The organism is Paraburkholderia sp. BL9I2N2, assembly GCF_004339745.1.
Classification (GTDB): Bacteria; Pseudomonadota; Gammaproteobacteria; order Burkholderiales; family Burkholderiaceae; genus Paraburkholderia.
The window spans coordinates 4,742,268-4,759,901 of the sequence record NZ_SMGP01000001.1 but is presented as its reverse complement, the minus strand read 5'-3'; the positions used below and the strand labels follow the sequence as shown (position 1 = coordinate 4,759,901).

The following is a 17,634-nucleotide window of genomic DNA, read 5'->3' as shown; positions in this document are numbered from 1 at the left end:
TTCATCGACGGGAAAGCAAGCCGACCGTCACGGCGACGGCGATCAACGCGACGGCGGTGCAAACCGGCCATTCGAGCGTATCACCGTCATGGAAGAGACCAATCACATTGCCGGCCATGTGCGCGACGGTCGCGCCCAGCACGCCGGCCAGCAGCGCCACCCACCACCGGGCGCGGCTCGCGCGTCGCAGCGGATGCAACCACCAGCCCGCGAGGCCGATCGCCGCGCCCAACACTACAAGGCCGGGCCACCCCATTAACGGCTGGCCTCGCGCAGTTTCGGATTCGTCTCATGGGCGCAAGGGGCCAACACAGCTAGCATTTTTGTCTCATTAACTATAGAAGTTCAGCACGGCGCTTTCCGCATAGCGGTTGAGTTTAGGGGTCGGGGTGATGTTAGGCAAGCTGTGAGCCTTACGGAAAAGCCTGGTCCCCGGTCGTTGCCACGCTGAAAGTGCGTCATGCGAATCGCCCTTATCGAGCCGGACTTGCGGCATGCTGAACTGGTCGGCCGGCTGGTCTTCGCCGGCGGTCATCTGTGTCAGCACTTCATCGCAAGCGTGCCGTTTCTGACGCGCGCCAGCGAAGAATTCTTCGACCTTCTCATCACCGAAAGCTGGGCCGGCGACCACTCCGCCGAAGACGTCATCGCGCGCGCCCGCGCCATCCTGCCGGGTTTGCCGGTGATCGTGCTGATGTCGGCGCCACGCGAAAGCCAGATTGTCGCCGCGCTGCACGCCGGCGCCGACGACTGCCTGACCAAACCGGTCCGCGGTCCGGAGATGCTTGCCCGCGTGGACGCGCTGTTGCGCCGTGCCGGCTTGCGGCGGCTGCCCAACCGGCGGCGCGACGTCATCGGCGAATATGCGTTCGATGCGGCGCAATTTGCCGTCACATTCCGTAAGCAAACGGTCACGCTCACGCCAAAGGAATTCCACCTCGCGCTGCTGCTGTTCAGCAATCTCTCGCGGCCGGTGTCGCGAGCGCATATTCTTGAAAACGTCTGGACGCGCCGCCGCGACGTAAGGTCGCGCACGGTCGACACGCACGCGTCGCGCGTGCGCAGCAAATTGCAGCTTCATCCTGAACACGGCTATTGCCTGACGCCGCTGTATGGCTACGGCTATCAACTCGACGCGATCCCGCCGGAAGCCGTTGTAAACGCGGAATAAGACACGCACAATGTGAAAATCGTGGAAACGCTATAATATTGGGCTAGACCATAGCTCCCCCAAATGCAGCTTCTAACGATCGGAATCAATCACCACACTGCGCCTGTCGCCCTGCGCGAACGCGTGGCGTTTCCGCTCGAACAGATCAAGCCTGCATTGGACACCTTCAAGAGCGTCTGGCTGGGGCCGTCGGCCCGCACGGCGCCGGAAGCGGCAATTCTGTCCACGTGCAATCGCACCGAACTTTACTGCGCGACCGACGACCAGGCCGCGCGCGAAGCCGCGATCCAGTGGCTGTCCAAGTACCACAACCTGCCCATCGACCAACTCGCGCCGCACGTCTACGCGCTGCCGCAATCGGAAGCCGTGCGTCACGCGTTCCGCGTCGCGTCCGGGCTGGATTCGATGGTGCTGGGTGAGACGCAAATCGTCGGACAAATGAAGGATGCGGTGCGTACCGCGTCGGAAGCCGGCGCTCTCGGCACCTATTTGAACCAGCTGTTTCAGCGCACCTTCGCCGTGGCGAAGGAAGTGCGCAGCACGACTGAAATCGGCGCGCAGTCGGTTTCCATGGCAGCTGCCGCCGTGCGCCTCGCCCAACGGATTTTCGACAAGGTCTCGAACCAGCGCGTGCTGTTCATCGGCGCAGGCGAAATGATCGAGTTGTGCGCCACGCATTTCGCCGCGCAGCAGCCGAAGGAACTCGTAGTCGCCAACCGCACGGCCGAGCGCGGCACGCGTCTCGCCGAACGCTTCAACGGCCGGGCCATTCCGCTGTCGGAGCTGCCGTCGCGCATGCATGAGTTCGACATTATCGTGTCGTGCACGGCGTCCACCTTGCCGATCATCGGCTTGGGCGCGGTCGAGCGGGCTGTCAAAGCGCGCCGCCACCGGCCGATTTTCATGGTCGATCTGGCCGTTCCGCGCGATATCGAACCCGAAGTCGGCAAGCTCGAAGACGTGTTCCTGTACACCGTCGACGACCTCGGCGCGATCGTCCGCGAAGGCAATGCGTCGCGGCAAGCCGCGGTCGCGCAGGCCGAAGCGATCATCGAAACGCGCGTGCAGAATTTCATGCAATGGCTGGACGCGCGCAGCATCGTGCCGGTGATCCGCCATATGCACACGCAAGCCGACGTGCTGCGCCGTGCCGAAGTCGAACGCGCGCAGAAAATGCTCGCACGCGGCGACGATCCGGCCGCCGTGCTCGAAGCGCTGTCGCAATCGCTCACCAATAAACTGATCCACGGTCCCACGCACGCGCTCAATCGTGCGAGCAGCGAGAACCGTGACACGCTCATCGAACTCATGAGCGGTTTCTACAAACACTCCGGTTCCACGGAGCGTTAGCGGCGCAGCCACCGCCGCGCTGTCCGGGCTACTCGCAAGTGGCCCGCGACATGCTTCTGACCAGGGCATCCGCCCACTCCCCTAGTCGTCGTCCTTGCCGGAGCCCGCTCCGATACCCGTCCGATGAAAACGAGCATGCAACGCAAGCTCGACCAGCTCACTACCCGGCTGGCCGAACTGAATGATCTGTTGAGCCGCGAGGACATCACCTCGAATCTCGACCAATACCGCAAGCTCACGCGGGAACACGCCGAGCTCGGGCCGGTGGTCGACCACTACGCGCTGTGGCGCCAGGCCATGAACGACGCGGCCACCGCGCAGGAATTGCTGGCCGATGTGTCGATGCGCGACTTCGCCGAAGATGAAATTCGCGCGGCGCGCGAGCGCATGGAAAAACTCGGCGCCGAGTTGCAGAAAATGCTGCTGCCGAAAGACCCGAACGACGATCGCAACATCTTTCTCGAAATCCGTGCCGGAACGGGCGGCGACGAGTCCGCGCTGTTCGCGGGCGACCTGCTGCGCATGTACCTGCGCTTTGCCGAGCGCAACCGCTGGCAAGTCGAGATGATGTCGGCGAGCGAATCGGATCTGGGCGGCTACAAGGAAGTGATCGTGCGGATCGCGGGCGAAGCCGCCTATTCGAAGCTCAAGTTCGAGTCCGGCGGCCATCGCGTGCAGCGCGTGCCGGCGACTGAAACCCAAGGCCGCATTCATACGTCGGCGTGCACGGTCGCGGTCATGCCGGAAGCGGACGAAATCGGCGAAGTCGAGATCAATCCGGCCGATTTGCGGATCGACACGTTTCGCGCTTCCGGCGCGGGCGGGCAGCACATCAACAAGACCGATTCCGCAGTGCGCATCACGCACTTGCCGACGGGTATCGTCGTCGAATGTCAGGACGACCGTTCGCAGCACAAGAACAAGGACCGCGCGCTGAAGGTGCTGGCCGCGCGCATCAAGGACAAGCAATCGCACGAGCAGCAGGCGAAGGAAGCCGCCACGCGCAAGAGCCTGATCGGCTCGGGCGACCGCTCGGAGCGGATTCGCACGTACAACTTCCCGCAAGGGCGTCTGACGGATCACCGCATCAACCTGACGCTCTACCGCCTCGACGCAATCATGGACGGCGATCTCGACGAACTGATCGCGGCGCTCGTCAGCGAGCATCAGGCCGAGTTGCTGGCCTCGCTGGGCGACGCGGACTAAAGCGCGCATGAGTTCGACCACGCCCAACACGCCCGCCGCTTTGTTGCGCGCCTCGCCGCTGCCGCTGCTCGAAGCGCGCATCCTGCTCACGCATGTGCTCGACTGGCGGCCCACGCAGCTGATTACGCGCAGCGACGAAGCGCTCAGCGACGAGTTTGTCGAGCGTTACCAGGCGCTGGAAGCACGGCGCGTAGCGGGCGAGCCGGTAGCGCAACTGGTCGGCGCCCGGGAATTTTTCGGGCTGGATTTCGAAGTCACACCACACGTGCTGATTCCGCGCCCCGAAACCGAACTGCTGGTCGAAACTGCGCTGACGGCGCTGGAAAACCTCTCGCGGCCTCGCGTGCTCGATCTCGGCACGGGCACCGGCGCCATTGCCGTCGCGATCGCATCGATGCGGCCCGACGCGCAAGTCTGGGCGCTCGACCGTTCCGCCGAAGCGCTGGCGATCGCCACACGCAACGCCGCCCGGCTGCTCGACGCGAAACGGCCCGGCGGCGCCTTGGCATTAACGCAAAGCGACTGGTACGACTCGCTCGACGCCACCTTGCGCTTTGACCTGATCGTCAGCAATCCACCGTATATCGCGAGCGGCGATCCGCATCTGGACGAAGGCGATCTGCGCTTCGAACCGCGCGGCGCGCTCACCGACGAAGCCGACGGGCTCAGCGCGATCCGCGCCATCATCGCCGGTGCGCCCACACGGCTCGCCGCCGATAGCGTATTGTGGATCGAGCACGGCTACGATCAGGCCGAAGCCGTGCGCGCGCTGCTGACGGCGCAAGGTTTCGCGCAAGTCCGCTCGGAGCGGGACCTGGCCGGCATCGAGCGGATCAGCGGCGGGCGTTTGGACACCTGACGCGCATCGCCTAATATCCACAAACGCTGCACGGACAAAGCGGCGCTCGGCCGGCCGTATCGAAATCCGCTATCATTTCAGCCTATTCCCTACACATAACGGAACCGCAAGGTCAGTCATGGATACGCAACAACGCATCAAGCAAATCGTCGACGAGAACAACGTCGTCCTCTTCATGAAGGGCACTGCTCAGTTCCCGATGTGCGGCTTCTCGGGCCGCGCCATCCAGATCCTGAAGGCGTGCGGCGTCGGCGAGATCAAGACCGTCAACGTCCTGGAAGACGACGAAGTCCGCCAGGGCATCAAGCAGTTCTCGAACTGGCCGACTATTCCGCAGCTCTACGTGAAGGGCGAATTCGTCGGCGGCTCGGACATCATGATGGAAATGTACGAATCGGGCGAACTGCAGCAACTGTTCGCCGCGGCCTGAGCGGCCACGGTCCACACGCTTCTATCCCCAAGGCGCCGCGAGCCATGGAAACACGCGCTGCGGCTGCGGCGCCACGCCGGCTGATCGTCGCGATTACCGGCGCGACCGGTGCCATCTACGGCATCCGGATACTCGAAACGCTGCGCAGGCTGGGCGGCGTCGAGAGCCATCTGCTGATTTCGAGCGCGGGCTGGCTCAATATTCAGCACGAACTCCGGTTGAGCAAAGAAGACGTGCATCCGCTCGCGGATGTCGTTCATTCGGTGCGCGACGTCGGCGCGAGCATCGCGTCCGGTTCGTTTGCCACCGACGGCATGATCGTCGCCCCTTGCTCGATGAAGACGCTCGCCAGCGTCGCGCACGGTTTCTCGGACAACCTGATCACGCGCGCCGCCGACGTTACCCTCAAGGAGCGCCGCCGCCTCGTGCTGCTCGTGCGCGAGACGCCGTTCAATCTTGCGCATCTGCGCAATATGACGGCCGTCACCGAAATGGGCGGCGTGATCTTCCCGCCCTTGCCTGCTTTCTACAACCGACCCGCCTCCATCGACGAAATGGTCGATCACACCGTGGCGCGCGTGCTGGATCTATTCGCGCTCGGACCGGCTTTGTCGCCGGCGTGGGCCGGGCTGCGCGGCGTGCAGGAATAGCGCCTTAACCGCAGCGTATGATGACCGTGCATACACACGGATTCAAAACATCTGCGACACAATCAATTCTGTTTTCGCCCGTTTATCAAATCGCGGTTCAGCTCTATATTGGTAGCAACCCAATCTCTGCGCCGCCTTTCGCGGCTGCGCTGCTGCCATGAACCGCTTACCTTCGCTTTTCCTGTCCCACGGCGCGCCCACGCTGCCGATCGACCCGTCGCTGCCGTCCGCCGAATTCGGCGCGCTGAGCGCCCAGTTACCGCGTCCGCAAGCCGTGCTGATGCTGTCGGCCCATTGGGGCACGGCGCAGCCGGTGGCGAGCACGTCCACGGCGCCGGAGACAATCCACGATTTCTACGGCTTTCCGCGTCAGCTGTACGAAATTCAGTATCCGGCTCCTGGCGCGCCCGATGTGGCGCGCCGCGCGGCGGTGCTGCTTGGCGAAAACGGCATCCTCACGGGCGCGCAGCCGCACGGACTCGACCACGGCGCATGGGTGCCGATGCTGCTCATGTTTCCGGATGCAGACGTACCCGTCGCCCAGTTGTCGATCCAGCCGCACATGGACGCGGCGCATCACTTCCGCGTCGGCCGGGCGCTGCGGTCGTTGAAAGACGACGGCGTGATGGTGATCGGCTCCGGCCAGATCACGCACAACCTGCGCGCCGCCGACTTTTCCGCGCGCCCTGAAGACGCCGATCCGCGCGTCGCCGAATTCACTGACTGGTTCGAGGAAAAGCTCGCCGCGCACGATATCGACGCGCTGCTCGACTACCGCCGCCAGGCGCCGCACGCCGTGCTGATGCATCCCACCGACGAGCATCTGCTGCCGGTCTTCGCCGCATTGGGCGCGGCGGACGACGATTACTCGCTGGCCATCCAGTCGCTTGGGACCTACCAGCGCTCGCTGGCCATGACGAACTACGTGTTTGGCACCGCCTGACGCAGAGTCAATAAGCGCGGCAGAAAAGAAACCCCCCCCGCCTGAGCAACTCAGGCGGGGGTTTTTTACAGACTTCAGCGCAGCACCTTAATGCGCGCCCATGCCTTCGAGCACTTCGTCGTGCTCTGTGCGCTCGTCCAGATATTCCGAGCGATAACCGCTCGTCACGCCCCAGTAGTAGAACACCAGCGAAAACGCGATCACCACCACCATATCCCAGCCGTAAGGGATGAGGTCGTGACCGCCGAACTGCTTGCTGCCGATCAGCGACAGAATCGCCATCACCGGCAGATAGGCGACCAGCCACCACGCCGCCTTCAGATCACGCCCCCAGCCGGCAAAGCCCGACTTTGCCTGGAAGTAGAAGTACACCGGCAACGCGACGACCATCAGCAGAATGATTTCGCCGGTCAGCGGCCACTTCGCCCAGTACAGGATCAGCGACGCGCAGACGAACGCGAACGGCGCAATGATCTTCATGCCCGGGATATGCAGCGGACGATCGAGGTCCGTCGCCGCGCGGCGCAGGGCCATCAGGCTGATTGGGCCGGTCAGATACGAAATCACCGTTGCGACCGAGATCACCGCCGCGAGCGAACTCCAGCCGCGGAAGAAGAACAGGAAAATGAACGACACCAGCAGGTTGAACCACATCGCCTGACGCGGCACGCCGTAGAACGGGTGCACGTTGCCGAACATCTTCGGCATGGTGTTGTTGCGTTCCATTGCGTAGATCATGCGGCTCGTGGTCGCCATATAGGTCGTGCCGGTGCCGCTCGGGCTGACGAATGCGTCGACGTACAGCAGAATTGCCAGCCAGTTCAGGTTCAACGCGATCGCAAGTTCCGCGAACGGCGAAGCGAAGTTGAAGTGGCTCCAGCCCTTCATCACGTCGCTCGGGTTCACCGCGCCGATATACGCGACCTGCAACAGCACGTAGATCACCAGCGCGAGCAGGATCGAGCCGATCACCGCGAACGGCACGCTCTTGGCCGGATTGCGCGCTTCACCCGCGAGATTGATCGGGCTCTGGAAACCGTTGAACGCGAACACAATGCCGCTCGTCGACACGGCCGTCAGCACCGCTGACCAGCCGTACGGTGCGAAGGTGCTCGCTTCGCCGAAGTTTTCCTTGTGGAAGCCCGTCAGCATCAAGCCGAGGATCGTCGCGCCGGGAATCAGGAACTTGAAAATCGTAATCGCCGAGTTGGCGCGCGCGAACAGTTTCACGCCCCAGTAGTTCAGCATGAAGTAAATGATCACGAGCGCAGCGGATAGCAATAACCCATTCGTAGTTAATGAGCCATCCACGAATAGCGCATGCGCCCAGGGATAGGGCCACGTACTCATATATTGGATGGACGCTTCAGCCTCGATGGGAATCACCGAGACAATCGCGATCCAGTTGGCCCATGCGCTAATGAAACCGACCAGCGCACCGTGCGAATAGCGCGCGTAACGCACCATGCCGCCGGACTCCGGGAACATCGCGCCGAGTTCCGCGTAGGTCAATGCGATCGCGAGAATCACGACCGCGCCGATCACCCATGCACAAATGGCAGCGGGACCGGCAATTTTTGCGGCCTTCCACGCGCCGAACAGCCAGCCGGACCCGATGATCGAACCCAAGCCCGTCAGCATCAGCGCGAACGGCCCAATGTTCCGTTGTATAGAACTTTTCACGTCTTCTCCTGTGTCGGCCGGAGTGAGCGCCTCGGCACTCCCTCCACCCCATGCAAGTTTGCTGCAGAACCATGACGGCACCGCGTGACATCGCCTTGGGGCGTTGCAGACGGGTGACGCGCATTCGTACGCGACGGCCCCCGTTCCAGACAGGTGCAACCGACGCGAGGCGCGTAGTTTAACGGTTGCACCCAGCCTCTGCAGCGAAACCAAGGGTTCTCCCTAGCAAAAAATTCAGACGAATAGCAAGCTTTGTAAGCAACTTTTACGCCAGGCTGACAAAAGTTTGTAAAGTTGTGGGGAGACTGTTGACCTTCTCTCGAAATCGCCGTATAACGTTCGGGCAGGATTTCAAGCGGCGAGTGAATTGGTCTTTCGTAGTTCGCCCATCAACGGTACTCCGGTTGGTCCCATTACCCCCTTCCTTGATTTTCATGCACCCTCTGGGCTTCGGCCTTATTTACCATCTTTAGGAACAAGTAATATGGAAACCGGTACCGTCAAGTGGTTCAATGACGCAAAGGGCTTTGGCTTCATCACGCCGGACGGCGGCGGCGAAGATCTGTTCGCGCATTTCTCGGAAATCCGCACGGAAGGCTTCAAGACGCTGCAAGAAAACCAAAAGGTTACGTTTGAAGTGAAGACGGGCCCGAAGGGCAAGCAAGCTGCTAACATCAAGCCGGTGTAAGCAACACGCTTCCTTCTGGACGCAAAAAAACCCCGCCTCGGCGGGGTTTTTTTATATCCATCGCTATTGCGAATGGTGATTATCTTCGCAGTATGCGATTGGTGATTTCGGTTATCCGAATAGACGCCGCGCGTGAATACCGAGTCCAGTCGCGACACTCGCAAGTCGGTCGCCGAATACTGCTTTGGCATCCGGAAATGCCGCCGCCAATGCGCCCGATAAAAACGCCAATCCGGTCGAACCACCCGTAAAGTAAATCGCGTTGACGTCGCGTGTCGCGACGCCGGCCGCCTGCACCGTGTCGCGCGCCGCCTGCACGATGCGGACCGTTTCGTCGTGGCCGGCCTTGATGAGTTGCACCTCGTCGAACGCGAGGCGCAGGTCGTCTTCCACTTCATCGAGGTCGATCACGGTCTCTCCACCCGCCGCCACGCCGATCTTCGCCTCTTCCGCATGCGCCGCCAGCGCGTGGCCCAACCGGCGGTCCACGACGCGCATCAGCCGGTCATGGTGCTTGACCTCCGTGAACAGGTGCCGCATCAGCGCGAGTTCACTGACGCGCTTCGGGGCGTAGACGGTGTTGATCAAATGCCAGGTCGCCAGATCGAAATAGATCCGGTTCGGGATTTCGCGGCCTTCCGGGTCCAGCGTCTGATAGCCCAGTTCGCGCAGGATCGTCACCAGTTCCACGCGCCGGTCGAAATCCGTACCGGCGACGTGCACGCCGTGGTGCGCGAGCACGTCGTCCTTACGCTCGACGCGCTTCATCCGCTCCGGCCCGACCCGTACCAGCGAAAAGTCCGAGGTACCGCCGCCGATGTCGGCCACCAGCACGAGCCCTTCTTCCGTCAGATGCGATTCGTAGTCGAACGCGGCCGCGATCGGCTCATACTGAAAGTGAATTTCCCGCAGGCCGACCGAGCGCGCAGCGGCTTCGAGCTGTTGTTGCGCCATCTGATCGGCGCGCGGATCGTCGTCGACGAAAAACACCGGGCGGCCCAGCACGGCGCGATGAATCGCGCCGCCAGCGCTTGTTTCGGCCGAGCGCTTGAGGTGCTCGACGAAAATCGCGATCACATCCGTGTACTTGATCGCGGAACCGTCGCCGAGGTCGGTGGAGTTCTCGGCGAGCGGCGAGCCCAGAATGCTCTTCATCGAGCGCATCAGGCGGCCGTCGAAGCCGTCGATGTAGGCTGCTAGCGCCGCCCGCCCGAATTCGCGAGTGTTCTCGTCGGTGTTGAAAAAGACCGAAGTGGGCAACGTCGTGTAGGCGCCCTCGACCGGCGCGAGCTTGAGCGCGCCGCCGACAGGAACGGCCACAGCCGAGTTGGAAGTACCGAAGTCAATCGCGCAATAGTTCATGGCAGGAATCGCCGCTCACGGCTGGCGCGGACAGAAAGGGGAGCGGCTTTGTAACACGAAAGCCCAATAAGCATCAACTGACGCTTGGGCACGCTCCAGATAATGGAAGAACCCAGATCGACGGAACGAATATTGCTCATTTTGACAGGATACGCCGCCAATTTTCGGAATTGAGGGGACTTCAAGCAATGAGCGCGCCGCCTACTGCCACTGTTCACGAAAAAAACGCCACGGTCGTCGAAAGCGATCTGCCCTCGCGGCTCGACCGTCTGCCGTGGGGCCGCTTTCACTCGCTGCTCGTGGTGGCGCTTGGCGTGACGTGGCTGCTCGACGGTCTGGAAGTCACGCTGGCGGGCGCGGTTGCGAGTGCGTTGAAGTCTAGCCCATCGTTGCACTTTTCCAACGCCGACGTCGGCTTGGCCGGTAGCGCCTACATCGCCGGCGCGGTGCTCGGCGCACTGGGATTCGGCTGGCTGACCGACCGGCTGGGCCGCCGCAAGCTGTTTTTCATCACGCTCGCGCTGTATCTGGCAGCGACTGCGGCAACCGCGCTGTCGTGGAATCTAGCCAGCTTTCTGCTGTTTCGCTTCCTGACCGGCGCCGGGATCGGCGGTGAATACACGGCGATCAATTCGACGATCCAGGAATTCACCCCGGCGCGCGTGCGCGGCTGGACCGATCTCGGCATCAACGGCACGTTCTGGGTCGGCGCGGGGCTCGGCGCGGCCGGTTCGCTGGTGCTGCTCGATCCGCATCTGCTGCCGGCCGACTGGGGCTGGCGCGCCTGCTTCTTCATCGGCGCGGTGCTCGCGCTAGGGATTCTGCCGATGCGCATCTGGCTGCCCGAAAGCCCGCGCTGGCTGCTCACGCACGGCGACGAGCGCGACGCGCGCGCGATCGTCGAAGGCATCGAAACGCGCTTTCGCCACGAAGGTCACACGCTCTCCGGCGAAGGCCTCCTGCGCCTGCGGCTGCGTGCTCGCGGACATACGCCGCTGCGCGAGGTATTCCATACGCTCTTCAACGTGCATCGACGGCGCGCGCTGGTCGGCCTGTCGCTGATGACCGCGCAGGCGTTCTGCTACAACGCGATCTTTTTCACCTACGCGCTGGTGCTCACCGATTTCTACCACGTGCCGGGCGACCACATCGGCTGGTATCTGCTGCCCTTCGCGCTCGGCAATTTCCTCGGACCGCTGCTGCTCGGCAGGCTCTTCGATGTCATCGGGCGGCGCAAGATGATCGCGGCGACTTACGCGATCTCCGGCATTCTGCTGACGCTCAGCGGTTACCTCTTCGAGCAGCATATGCTCACCGTCGTGACGCAGACGATTGCGTGGATGGTGATTTTCTTCTTCGCGTCGGCAGCTGCGAGCTCGGCTTATCTGACCGTCAGCGAATCGTTTCCGCTGGAAATTCGCGCGCTGGCCATTGCGGTTTTCTACGCGTTCGGCACGGCGCTCGGCGGCATCGCCGGGCCGGCATTCTTCGGCCGGCTGATCGACACGCATCAGCGCAGCGAAGTGTTTTCGGGCTATCTCGTCGGCTCGGGGCTGATGCTCGCGGCGGCGGTGATCGCGGCGATCTGGGGCGTGGACGCGGAGCGCAAGTCGCTGGAGAGCGTAGCTACGCCGTTGTCGAGCGTCGCGGAGGATGTGGAATAAAAAACGCGCGGTTGTCGCCGCGCGTTCTACTTCAACTCACAAATCGCAGGCCGCTCAGAACGCCTTCTTCCAGCCGCCAGCATAGGCGATTTCCGCCAGCGGCAGACGCTGACGCACCGACTTCTCGCGCTCGCGCAACACCGGATCCAGCTTGTCGACGTCGCCGTAGTGGCCGAGCGAAATCATCGCGATCACGTCGACGTCGCTCGGCAGCTTGAATGCCGTGCGGAACGCGTTCGGGTCGAAGCCGCTCATCTGGTGCGCGGCAAGTCCGAGCGCGTGCGCCTGCAATACCAGCGCCATCGCCGCGGCGCCCGCGTCGTACGGCGCGCAGCGATTCACGTCGCCCTTGTTGGTGAGCGTGTGTGTGGTCACCGCGATCAGCACCGGCGCCGGCGCATTCCAGCCCTGGTTGAACGGCACCAGTGTGGCAAAAGCCTGCTTGAACGAGACTTCATCGACACTGCGGTCGAATACGAGAAAACGCCACGGCTGCGCGTTGTACGAAGACGGCGCCCAGCGTGCCGCTTCGAGCACGGCTTGCAGATGCTCGCGGCTCACCGGCTCGCTCGAATACGCGCGCGGGCTCCAGCGGCCTGCAATCAGCTCGTGAATGGCAATTGCGGTAGGGGCGGGTTTATGGGTCATGCGCTTCTCTCAGTCGAAATTCATGATCGACGGGCAACTGCCCGGGGTCACATAGCATAACCGGGCTTCAGCGCGCGTGCGCCAACAAGCGAGCAGTTTGTTTAGTGCCGGCTGCGATAGCGAAACGGCCCCTCGCGGGGCCGTGGTTCTCGCGATGCTCGGATCGCCGCGGCGGTTTTATGCCGCCTGCGGTTCCGGCACCTTGGCGGGCCGGTTGATCCGCAACACGATCACCGCAGCCACGAGGCACAAGCCGCCAGAAATCATCGACGCTACCGTATAGGTGCCGAGGCTCGCGCGCAGCATGCCCGCGCCGAGCGCCGCGAACGCCGCGCCGAGTTGATGGCCGGCGACGACCCAGCCGAACACCACCGGCGCTGATTCCTTGCCGTAGACGTCGGTGGCCAGACGCACTGTCGGCGGCACGGTTGCGATCCAGTCAAGGCCGTAGAACACGGCGAACAGCGGCAGACCGAAGAAGTCGATGCCGAACGCGTGCGGCAGAAACATCAGCGACAACCCGCGCAGACCGTAGTACCAGAACAGCAGCACGCGGCTATTGAAGCGGTCCGACAGCCAGCCCGAAAGAGTCGTGCCGAACAGATCGAAGATGCCCATTGCGGCGAGCAGCGAGGCGCCCTGCACTTCCGTCATGCCGTAGTCGCCGCACATCGCGATCAGATGGGTGCCGACGTAGCCGTTGGTGCTCGCGCCGCAGATAAAGAAGCTGAAAAACAGCAGCCAGAAGTCGCGGGTCTTGCTCGCCATAGCGAGTGTGCCGAAGGCGATTGCCAGCGGGTTCTGTTTGGTGACCGTGCTGTTGATGGGCGAATCGTGTGGCTCGCCATAAGGACGCAGCTTCATGTCGGCCGGGCGCTCCGGCAACAGAAACGCAACCAGCGGAATCACGATCGCGGCCGCAATGGCGACGACCCACACCACTTGCCGCCAGCCGTAGTGCTCGGCGATGGCCGCGAGCATCGGCAGGAACACCAGTTGGCCGGTTGCCGAGCTTGCCGTGAGAATGCCCATGACGAGGCCGCGGTGCGTGGTGAACCAGCGCGTGACCACCGTCGCCGACAACGACAGCGCCGCGACACCCGTCGAGCCGCCGACCATCACACCCCAGATCAATATCATCTGCCACGGGTGCGTCATCAGCGACGAGAGGCCCACACCGGCCGCCATCGTGCCGAGCGCGGCCAACAACGTGGGGCGCACACCGAAACGTTGCATTGCCGCCGCCGCGAACGGTCCCATCAGACCGTACAGGGCGATGTTCACGGAAATCGCCAACGAGATCGTTGCGCGGCTCCAGCCGAATTGATGCTCGAGCGGCACCATCATCACGCTCGGCGTGGCGCGCGTGCCGGCTGCCGCCAGCAGTACCAGAAACACCACGGCGACGGTCAACCAGCCGTAGTGGAAACGTCCGCCAATCAGTTTTGCTGCCCAGTTCATCGGTTCTCCAATCGACACCTGCCCCGCAGGCGTCGCCGCTTGTATTGTTACGCGTTCGGTAAAGGATTTGTGACAGATCAGTCACAATAGGTGTTGCGATCTTAGTTACTGGTCGGTAACATGTCAAGGCGTTAATTGATTTCAGGTGGTCTTCCATGTCCGACAGTGAATCCCTCAAACCGGCCGCGGCCCGTCGCTCGCGCGGCGCGCAGACCGCCGGGCCGCAGGCGCAACAGCACTTGCTCCGTGCCGCGGACGAGCTGTTCTATCGCGAGGGTGTGCGAGCCGTCGGGGTGGACGCGGTGGTCGAGCGCGCCGGCGTGAACAAGATGAGCCTGTACCGGCAGTTTTCGTCGAAGGACGAGTTGGTCATGGCTTATCTGGACCGCAAGGACGAGCAGTTTTTCGGCTACGTGGAGAGGAGCTTCGCCACACATCCGGGCGAGCCGGCCCGGCAGCTTCAGCAATATTTCGACGACCTCGCGGTGCGCGCGTCGATCGACGACTATCGCGGCTGTCCCTTCGTGAACGTGTCGGTGGAGTTTCCGGACACGGCGCATCCGGCGCGGCAGTTCGTGTTTCACAACAAAGCGCGCCTGATGGCGCGACTCACGGAACTGACGACGGCGGCGGGCGCCGATGATCCGGTCGCGCTCGCCAATGCGCTCGGTCTGATGATCGAAGGCGTGTATGCGGCCAGCCAGACGTACGGCCCCGGTTGCGGGCCCATTCTGGCCGCGCCGAAGGTCGCCGCGCAGTTGATCGCCGCGGCGTGCGGCGCGGCGTCGGCGTCGGCGTCGGCGTCGTCGACTGACTGAATTGTCTGCTTTGCGGTTCTGTTTGCGCGAGGCGCGAATCGTTTGCGCGAGGCGCGAATCGATGCCCATCCGCCCCGCTAAAATGGCGCTTTATCTCCCGCGCCACCCGCCATGCCGTTGCCCGCCGAATCCCACGATGCCGTTGTTGCCGCTACTCGTCACTGGCTGACCGAGGCCGTGATCGGGCTCAACTTGTGTCCGTTCGCGAAGGCAGTCCACGTAAAGGGGCAGATTCGCTACGCCGTCAGCGATGCCGTGGACATGGAAGGTGTGCTGGCCGACCTGGAAACCGAGCTTCAGACGCTGGTCGCCGCCAACCCGGATGCCGTGGATACGACGCTATTGATCGTGCCGCAGGCGCTCAGCGATTTTCTCGACTACAACGACTGCCTGTTTTTCGCCGAACGCATGCTCAAGCAGCTTCGGCTCGAAGGCATCGTTCAGATCGCGAGCTTCCATCCCTTTTACCAGTTCGAAGGCAGCGAGCCCGACGATATCGAGAACTACACGAATCGCGCGCCCTATCCGATCTTGCATCTGCTGCGCGAAGACAGCATTGAACGCGCGGTTCAGGCTTTTCCCGATGCGGAAGAGATTTACGAGCGGAATCAGGAAACGCTCCGGCGAATCGGCCTGGCCGGCTGGGCCGCGTTGATGAAGCCCTAGTTCACGCAGCGGCTCGCAACGAGCCAGCGCGCCACGCCGTCCGATCAGGCCGAAACAAAGAACCGTTCCTTCAGTTCCTCGATCCCAAGCGTTTCCATCACCTCGTTCAAGCGCTCGGTCGGCCGGCGTCTCGGCAGATCCTTGTATTGGGCGATGATCAGTTCATTCTTCATGGAATGCTCCCAGCCCACCAGTTCGGTCACGCTGACCTGATACCCGTGCGCTTCGAGCTGCAAACACCGCAGCACGTTCGTGATCTGGCTCCCGAACTCCCGCGTGTGCAACGGATGCCGCCAGATCTCCGTCAAGGCGTTGCCGAGCGATTTGCCCTTGTTCTGCCGCAACACCCCCGCCACCTCGGCCTGACAGCACGGCACGACCACGATGTACTTCGCCTTCTTTTCGAGCGCGAAGCGCAGCGCGTCGTCGGTCGCGGTATTGCAGGCGTGCAGCGCCGTGACGATGTCGATCTGGGCCGGCAAGCGGTCCGACGTGATCGAGTCCGCCACTGACAGATTCAGAAACGACATGCCCGTGAAACCCAGCCTTCCAGCCAGCTCTTCCGACTTCGCGACGAGCTCCTCGCGCGTCTCAATGCCGTATATATGTGACGCAACACCCGCATCTTCCTGAAACTCCTTGAAGAAAAGGTCATACAGGATAAAACCTAGATACGACTTGCCCGCGCCGTGATCGACGAGGGTAACGGCGCCTTGCTTGTCCTTGAGGTCTTTGAGCAGCGGCTCGATGAACTGGAACAGGTGATAGACCTGTTTCAGCTTGCGGCGGCTGTCCTGATTCATCTTGCCGTCGCGCGTGAGGATGTGAAGCTCCTTCAACAACTCGACGGACTGGTTCGGACGGATTTCGTGCGTTTTGCTGGACATCGGGGGAAACCGCCAAGAATTGCAACGTGAACGTGCGACAGGTGACGGAAAAAGGGAAAAGTTGCTGCCAGTTTACCCAAAGTGCGGCTTGCTGACCGAAGGAGCCGCGCGAAGCATGTGATAAAGGGCATCAACTGGAACACTTCCTGCGTAAAAAGTGTCACGCGGAAGGTTCCAGAAAGGCGCAAAAGCAGCTTGCGTGACGGCCGGGCCCGATGGTGCCGGCCGTGCCGCCTATAACAACGGGCTGCGGCCGTGGCTTTCACCACGCGAACCGAATGAATGTGGGGAGGACGGTCCCGGAACACGGGCCGAACGTTACGTAACCAGCAGCGCGCCGAGACGTCAAGCGGACGCGCGCTCGGAAAATAGAAGAGGCGGCAATGGATACGGTACCCAACGGAAACGTCGAACAGAAATTTCAGGAAATGCTGGCGAAACTCATCGCCACACCAGCGTGGTCCGAGAAGCAGCAACTTGAACTGGAAATGGCCCGCGACATCTCCACGGAGATGCTGCGGCTGGCCGAAGTCATGCGCGACGGCAGCGTGGACATGGAAACCTGCCTGACCATGCTCAAGTACGCCAAAGTGCTCGACTTCGTCATGACTACGCTCGCATCGCGGCGCGATATCAAACCGCAGACGCTGCGAGTCATTTTCAAGCTCGCCGGGCTAAAGGTGGACGAGGCGTACCCCGGCTAACACATAGTTCAACGATGCTGCGACCCGCGCGGGCGGCCAGACGCCGCTCGCGCGGGTCGCTCGTTCTGTAGCTCCCCAAATGACGGCAGCTCACCCGCGCGTCGCTTCGACCGGTGGCGTGCCGTCGTGAAACAGCGCCTTGAGTTGCGAGCGCAATTCCGGCGAATCCGTATGCTTGTGCACAGCAACCGCATGCTGCACGGCGGCGTCGAGCAATTCACTCTCGCTGTCGGCAGACAAGGCGACGGTGCAGTTCATTTCGCTCGGAAACTCACGGCAATCGATGTATTTGCGGGACATGGCAGTCTCCTTTGATCAAGATGACGTTCAGACATCCACGCAGGCAGCAGACGCGCGGACCACATCACCGGCCGTGACGCGGCGGCTCCGATAGCTCGGATAGCGCCGGGTGGCGGGGAAGACGGCGAGTTGGTATGACGCGAG

The 17,634-nt window shown here is 62.5% G+C and carries 19 protein-coding genes; 12 read left to right on the top strand and 7 right to left on the bottom strand.

Annotated features, from left to right (window positions below; translation table 11 throughout):
* Position 1: 1 nt before the first annotated feature.
* Positions 2-256 (bottom strand): hypothetical protein, encoded by a 255-nt coding sequence (locus tag B0G74_RS21835; RefSeq protein ID WP_132376776.1) that lies wholly within the window; start codon positions 254-256, stop codon positions 2-4.
* 204 nt (positions 257-460) lie between these two features.
* Here B0G74_RS21835 and B0G74_RS21830 point away from each other — a divergent pair, with 204 nt between their 5' ends.
* The 7 genes from B0G74_RS21830 to B0G74_RS21800 all read left to right on the top strand — a co-directional run bounded on the left by B0G74_RS21830 (position 461) and on the right by B0G74_RS21800 (position 6,609).
* Positions 461-1,171 (top strand): response regulator transcription factor, encoded by a 711-nt coding sequence (locus tag B0G74_RS21830; protein ID WP_132376775.1) that lies wholly within the window; start codon positions 461-463, stop codon positions 1,169-1,171.
* A 63-nt stretch (positions 1,172-1,234) separates the two neighbouring features.
* A complete protein-coding gene (gene hemA / locus B0G74_RS21825; protein ID WP_132376774.1) occupies positions 1,235-2,521 on the top strand; it encodes a glutamyl-tRNA reductase in 1,287 nt (428 codons plus the stop codon).
* A 123-nt stretch (positions 2,522-2,644) separates the two neighbouring features.
* Positions 2,645-3,727 (top strand): peptide chain release factor 1, encoded by a 1,083-nt coding sequence (gene prfA / locus B0G74_RS21820; protein WP_132376773.1) that lies wholly within the window; start codon positions 2,645-2,647, stop codon positions 3,725-3,727.
* 7 nt (positions 3,728-3,734) lie between these two features.
* Complete coding sequence (gene prmC, locus B0G74_RS21815; protein ID WP_132376772.1) at positions 3,735-4,586, top strand: peptide chain release factor N(5)-glutamine methyltransferase; 852 nt, start codon at positions 3,735-3,737, stop codon at positions 4,584-4,586.
* Between the two features lie 118 nt (positions 4,587-4,704).
* A complete protein-coding gene (gene grxD, locus B0G74_RS21810; protein WP_012434475.1) occupies positions 4,705-5,016 on the top strand; it encodes a Grx4 family monothiol glutaredoxin in 312 nt (103 codons plus the stop codon).
* 44 nt (positions 5,017-5,060) lie between these two features.
* Positions 5,061-5,666, top strand: coding sequence for a UbiX family flavin prenyltransferase (locus B0G74_RS21805; protein WP_132376771.1), 606 nt, complete (start codon positions 5,061-5,063; stop codon positions 5,664-5,666).
* A 157-nt stretch (positions 5,667-5,823) separates the two neighbouring features.
* Positions 5,824-6,609 carry a class III extradiol ring-cleavage dioxygenase gene (locus B0G74_RS21800; protein WP_132376770.1) on the top strand — a complete coding sequence of 262 codons (786 nt, stop codon included), beginning with the start codon at positions 5,824-5,826 and terminating at the stop codon, positions 6,607-6,609.
* Positions 6,610-6,696: 87 nt separating this feature from the next.
* On the opposite strand, the gene B0G74_RS21795 is transcribed toward B0G74_RS21800, so the two are convergent.
* Complete coding sequence (locus B0G74_RS21795) at positions 6,697-8,292, bottom strand: APC family permease (RefSeq protein ID WP_132376769.1); 1,596 nt, start codon at positions 8,290-8,292, stop codon at positions 6,697-6,699.
* A gap of 484 nt (positions 8,293-8,776) precedes the next feature.
* Here B0G74_RS21795 and B0G74_RS21790 point away from each other — a divergent pair, with 484 nt between their 5' ends.
* Positions 8,777-8,980, top strand: coding sequence for a cold-shock protein (locus B0G74_RS21790; RefSeq protein WP_007180251.1), 204 nt, complete (start codon positions 8,777-8,779; stop codon positions 8,978-8,980).
* Positions 8,981-9,091: 111 nt separating this feature from the next.
* On the opposite strand, the gene B0G74_RS21785 is transcribed toward B0G74_RS21790, so the two are convergent.
* A complete protein-coding gene (locus B0G74_RS21785) occupies positions 9,092-10,342 on the bottom strand; it encodes an Hsp70 family protein (RefSeq protein WP_132376768.1) in 1,251 nt (416 codons plus the stop codon).
* Positions 10,343-10,530: 188 nt separating this feature from the next.
* Between B0G74_RS21785 and B0G74_RS21780 the strand changes: the two genes are divergently transcribed.
* Positions 10,531-12,006: an MFS transporter gene (locus B0G74_RS21780; protein WP_132376767.1), complete on the top strand. Its 1,476-nt coding sequence runs from the start codon at positions 10,531-10,533 to the stop codon at positions 12,004-12,006.
* Between the two features lie 54 nt (positions 12,007-12,060).
* Here B0G74_RS21780 and B0G74_RS21775 read toward each other — a convergent pair whose 3' ends face one another.
* Together B0G74_RS21775 and B0G74_RS21770 are read right to left on the bottom strand one after the other, a co-directional pair.
* Positions 12,061-12,654, bottom strand: coding sequence for a nitroreductase family protein (locus B0G74_RS21775; protein WP_132376766.1), 594 nt, complete (start codon positions 12,652-12,654; stop codon positions 12,061-12,063).
* A 177-nt stretch (positions 12,655-12,831) separates the two neighbouring features.
* Entirely contained in the window at positions 12,832-14,115 is a 1,284-nt protein-coding gene (locus B0G74_RS21770) for an MFS transporter (RefSeq protein WP_132376765.1), read from the bottom strand.
* 155 nt (positions 14,116-14,270) lie between these two features.
* Between B0G74_RS21770 and B0G74_RS21765 the strand changes: the two genes are divergently transcribed.
* Both B0G74_RS21765 and B0G74_RS21760 read left to right on the top strand, forming a co-directional pair.
* Positions 14,271-14,933 (top strand): TetR/AcrR family transcriptional regulator, encoded by a 663-nt coding sequence (locus B0G74_RS21765; protein ID WP_132376764.1) that lies wholly within the window; start codon positions 14,271-14,273, stop codon positions 14,931-14,933.
* Between the two features lie 111 nt (positions 14,934-15,044).
* Complete coding sequence (locus tag B0G74_RS21760) at positions 15,045-15,599, top strand: DUF1415 domain-containing protein (protein ID WP_132376763.1); 555 nt, start codon at positions 15,045-15,047, stop codon at positions 15,597-15,599.
* A gap of 44 nt (positions 15,600-15,643) precedes the next feature.
* Here the strand turns inward: B0G74_RS21760 and B0G74_RS21755 are convergent, their stop codons facing one another.
* A complete protein-coding gene (locus B0G74_RS21755) occupies positions 15,644-16,486 on the bottom strand; it encodes an SAM-dependent methyltransferase (protein ID WP_132376762.1) in 843 nt (280 codons plus the stop codon).
* Between the two features lie 383 nt (positions 16,487-16,869).
* On the opposite strand from B0G74_RS21755, the gene B0G74_RS21750 reads away from it, so the two are divergent.
* Positions 16,870-17,190 (top strand): hypothetical protein, encoded by a 321-nt coding sequence (locus B0G74_RS21750; RefSeq protein ID WP_012434486.1) that lies wholly within the window; start codon positions 16,870-16,872, stop codon positions 17,188-17,190.
* A gap of 90 nt (positions 17,191-17,280) precedes the next feature.
* On the opposite strand, the gene B0G74_RS21745 is transcribed toward B0G74_RS21750, so the two are convergent.
* Positions 17,281-17,490 carry a DUF1059 domain-containing protein gene (locus B0G74_RS21745; protein WP_132376761.1) on the bottom strand — a complete coding sequence of 70 codons (210 nt, stop codon included), beginning with the start codon at positions 17,488-17,490 and terminating at the stop codon, positions 17,281-17,283.
* Positions 17,491-17,634 lie beyond the last annotated feature (144 nt).

Coding starts and splice junctions, on each gene's coding strand:
- hemA (WP_132376774.1), top strand. CDS start 1,235: ATGCAGCTTCTAACGATCGGAATCAATCACCACACTGCGCCTGTCGCC.
- B0G74_RS21800 (WP_132376770.1), top strand. CDS start 5,824: ATGAACCGCTTACCTTCGCTTTTCCTGTCCCACGGCGCGCCCACGCTG.
- grxD (WP_012434475.1), top strand. CDS start 4,705: ATGGATACGCAACAACGCATCAAGCAAATCGTCGACGAGAACAACGTC.
- B0G74_RS21835 (WP_132376776.1), bottom strand. CDS start 256: ATGGGGTGGCCCGGCCTTGTAGTGTTGGGCGCGGCGATCGGCCTCGCG.
- B0G74_RS21790 (WP_007180251.1), top strand. CDS start 8,777: ATGGAAACCGGTACCGTCAAGTGGTTCAATGACGCAAAGGGCTTTGGC.
- B0G74_RS21760 (WP_132376763.1), top strand. CDS start 15,045: ATGCCGTTGCCCGCCGAATCCCACGATGCCGTTGTTGCCGCTACTCGT.
- B0G74_RS21785 (WP_132376768.1), bottom strand. CDS start 10,342: ATGAACTATTGCGCGATTGACTTCGGTACTTCCAACTCGGCTGTGGCC.
- B0G74_RS21765 (WP_132376764.1), top strand. CDS start 14,271: ATGTCCGACAGTGAATCCCTCAAACCGGCCGCGGCCCGTCGCTCGCGC.
- B0G74_RS21805 (WP_132376771.1), top strand. CDS start 5,061: ATGGAAACACGCGCTGCGGCTGCGGCGCCACGCCGGCTGATCGTCGCG.
- B0G74_RS21755 (WP_132376762.1), bottom strand. CDS start 16,486: ATGTCCAGCAAAACGCACGAAATCCGTCCGAACCAGTCCGTCGAGTTG.
- B0G74_RS21775 (WP_132376766.1), bottom strand. CDS start 12,654: ATGACCCATAAACCCGCCCCTACCGCAATTGCCATTCACGAGCTGATT.
- B0G74_RS21745 (WP_132376761.1), bottom strand. CDS start 17,490: ATGTCCCGCAAATACATCGATTGCCGTGAGTTTCCGAGCGAAATGAAC.
- prmC (WP_132376772.1), top strand. CDS start 3,735: ATGAGTTCGACCACGCCCAACACGCCCGCCGCTTTGTTGCGCGCCTCG.
- B0G74_RS21750 (WP_012434486.1), top strand. CDS start 16,870: ATGGATACGGTACCCAACGGAAACGTCGAACAGAAATTTCAGGAAATG.
- B0G74_RS21770 (WP_132376765.1), bottom strand. CDS start 14,115: ATGAACTGGGCAGCAAAACTGATTGGCGGACGTTTCCACTACGGCTGG.
- B0G74_RS21830 (WP_132376775.1), top strand. CDS start 461: ATGCGAATCGCCCTTATCGAGCCGGACTTGCGGCATGCTGAACTGGTC.
- prfA (WP_132376773.1), top strand. CDS start 2,645: ATGAAAACGAGCATGCAACGCAAGCTCGACCAGCTCACTACCCGGCTG.
- B0G74_RS21780 (WP_132376767.1), top strand. CDS start 10,531: ATGAGCGCGCCGCCTACTGCCACTGTTCACGAAAAAAACGCCACGGTC.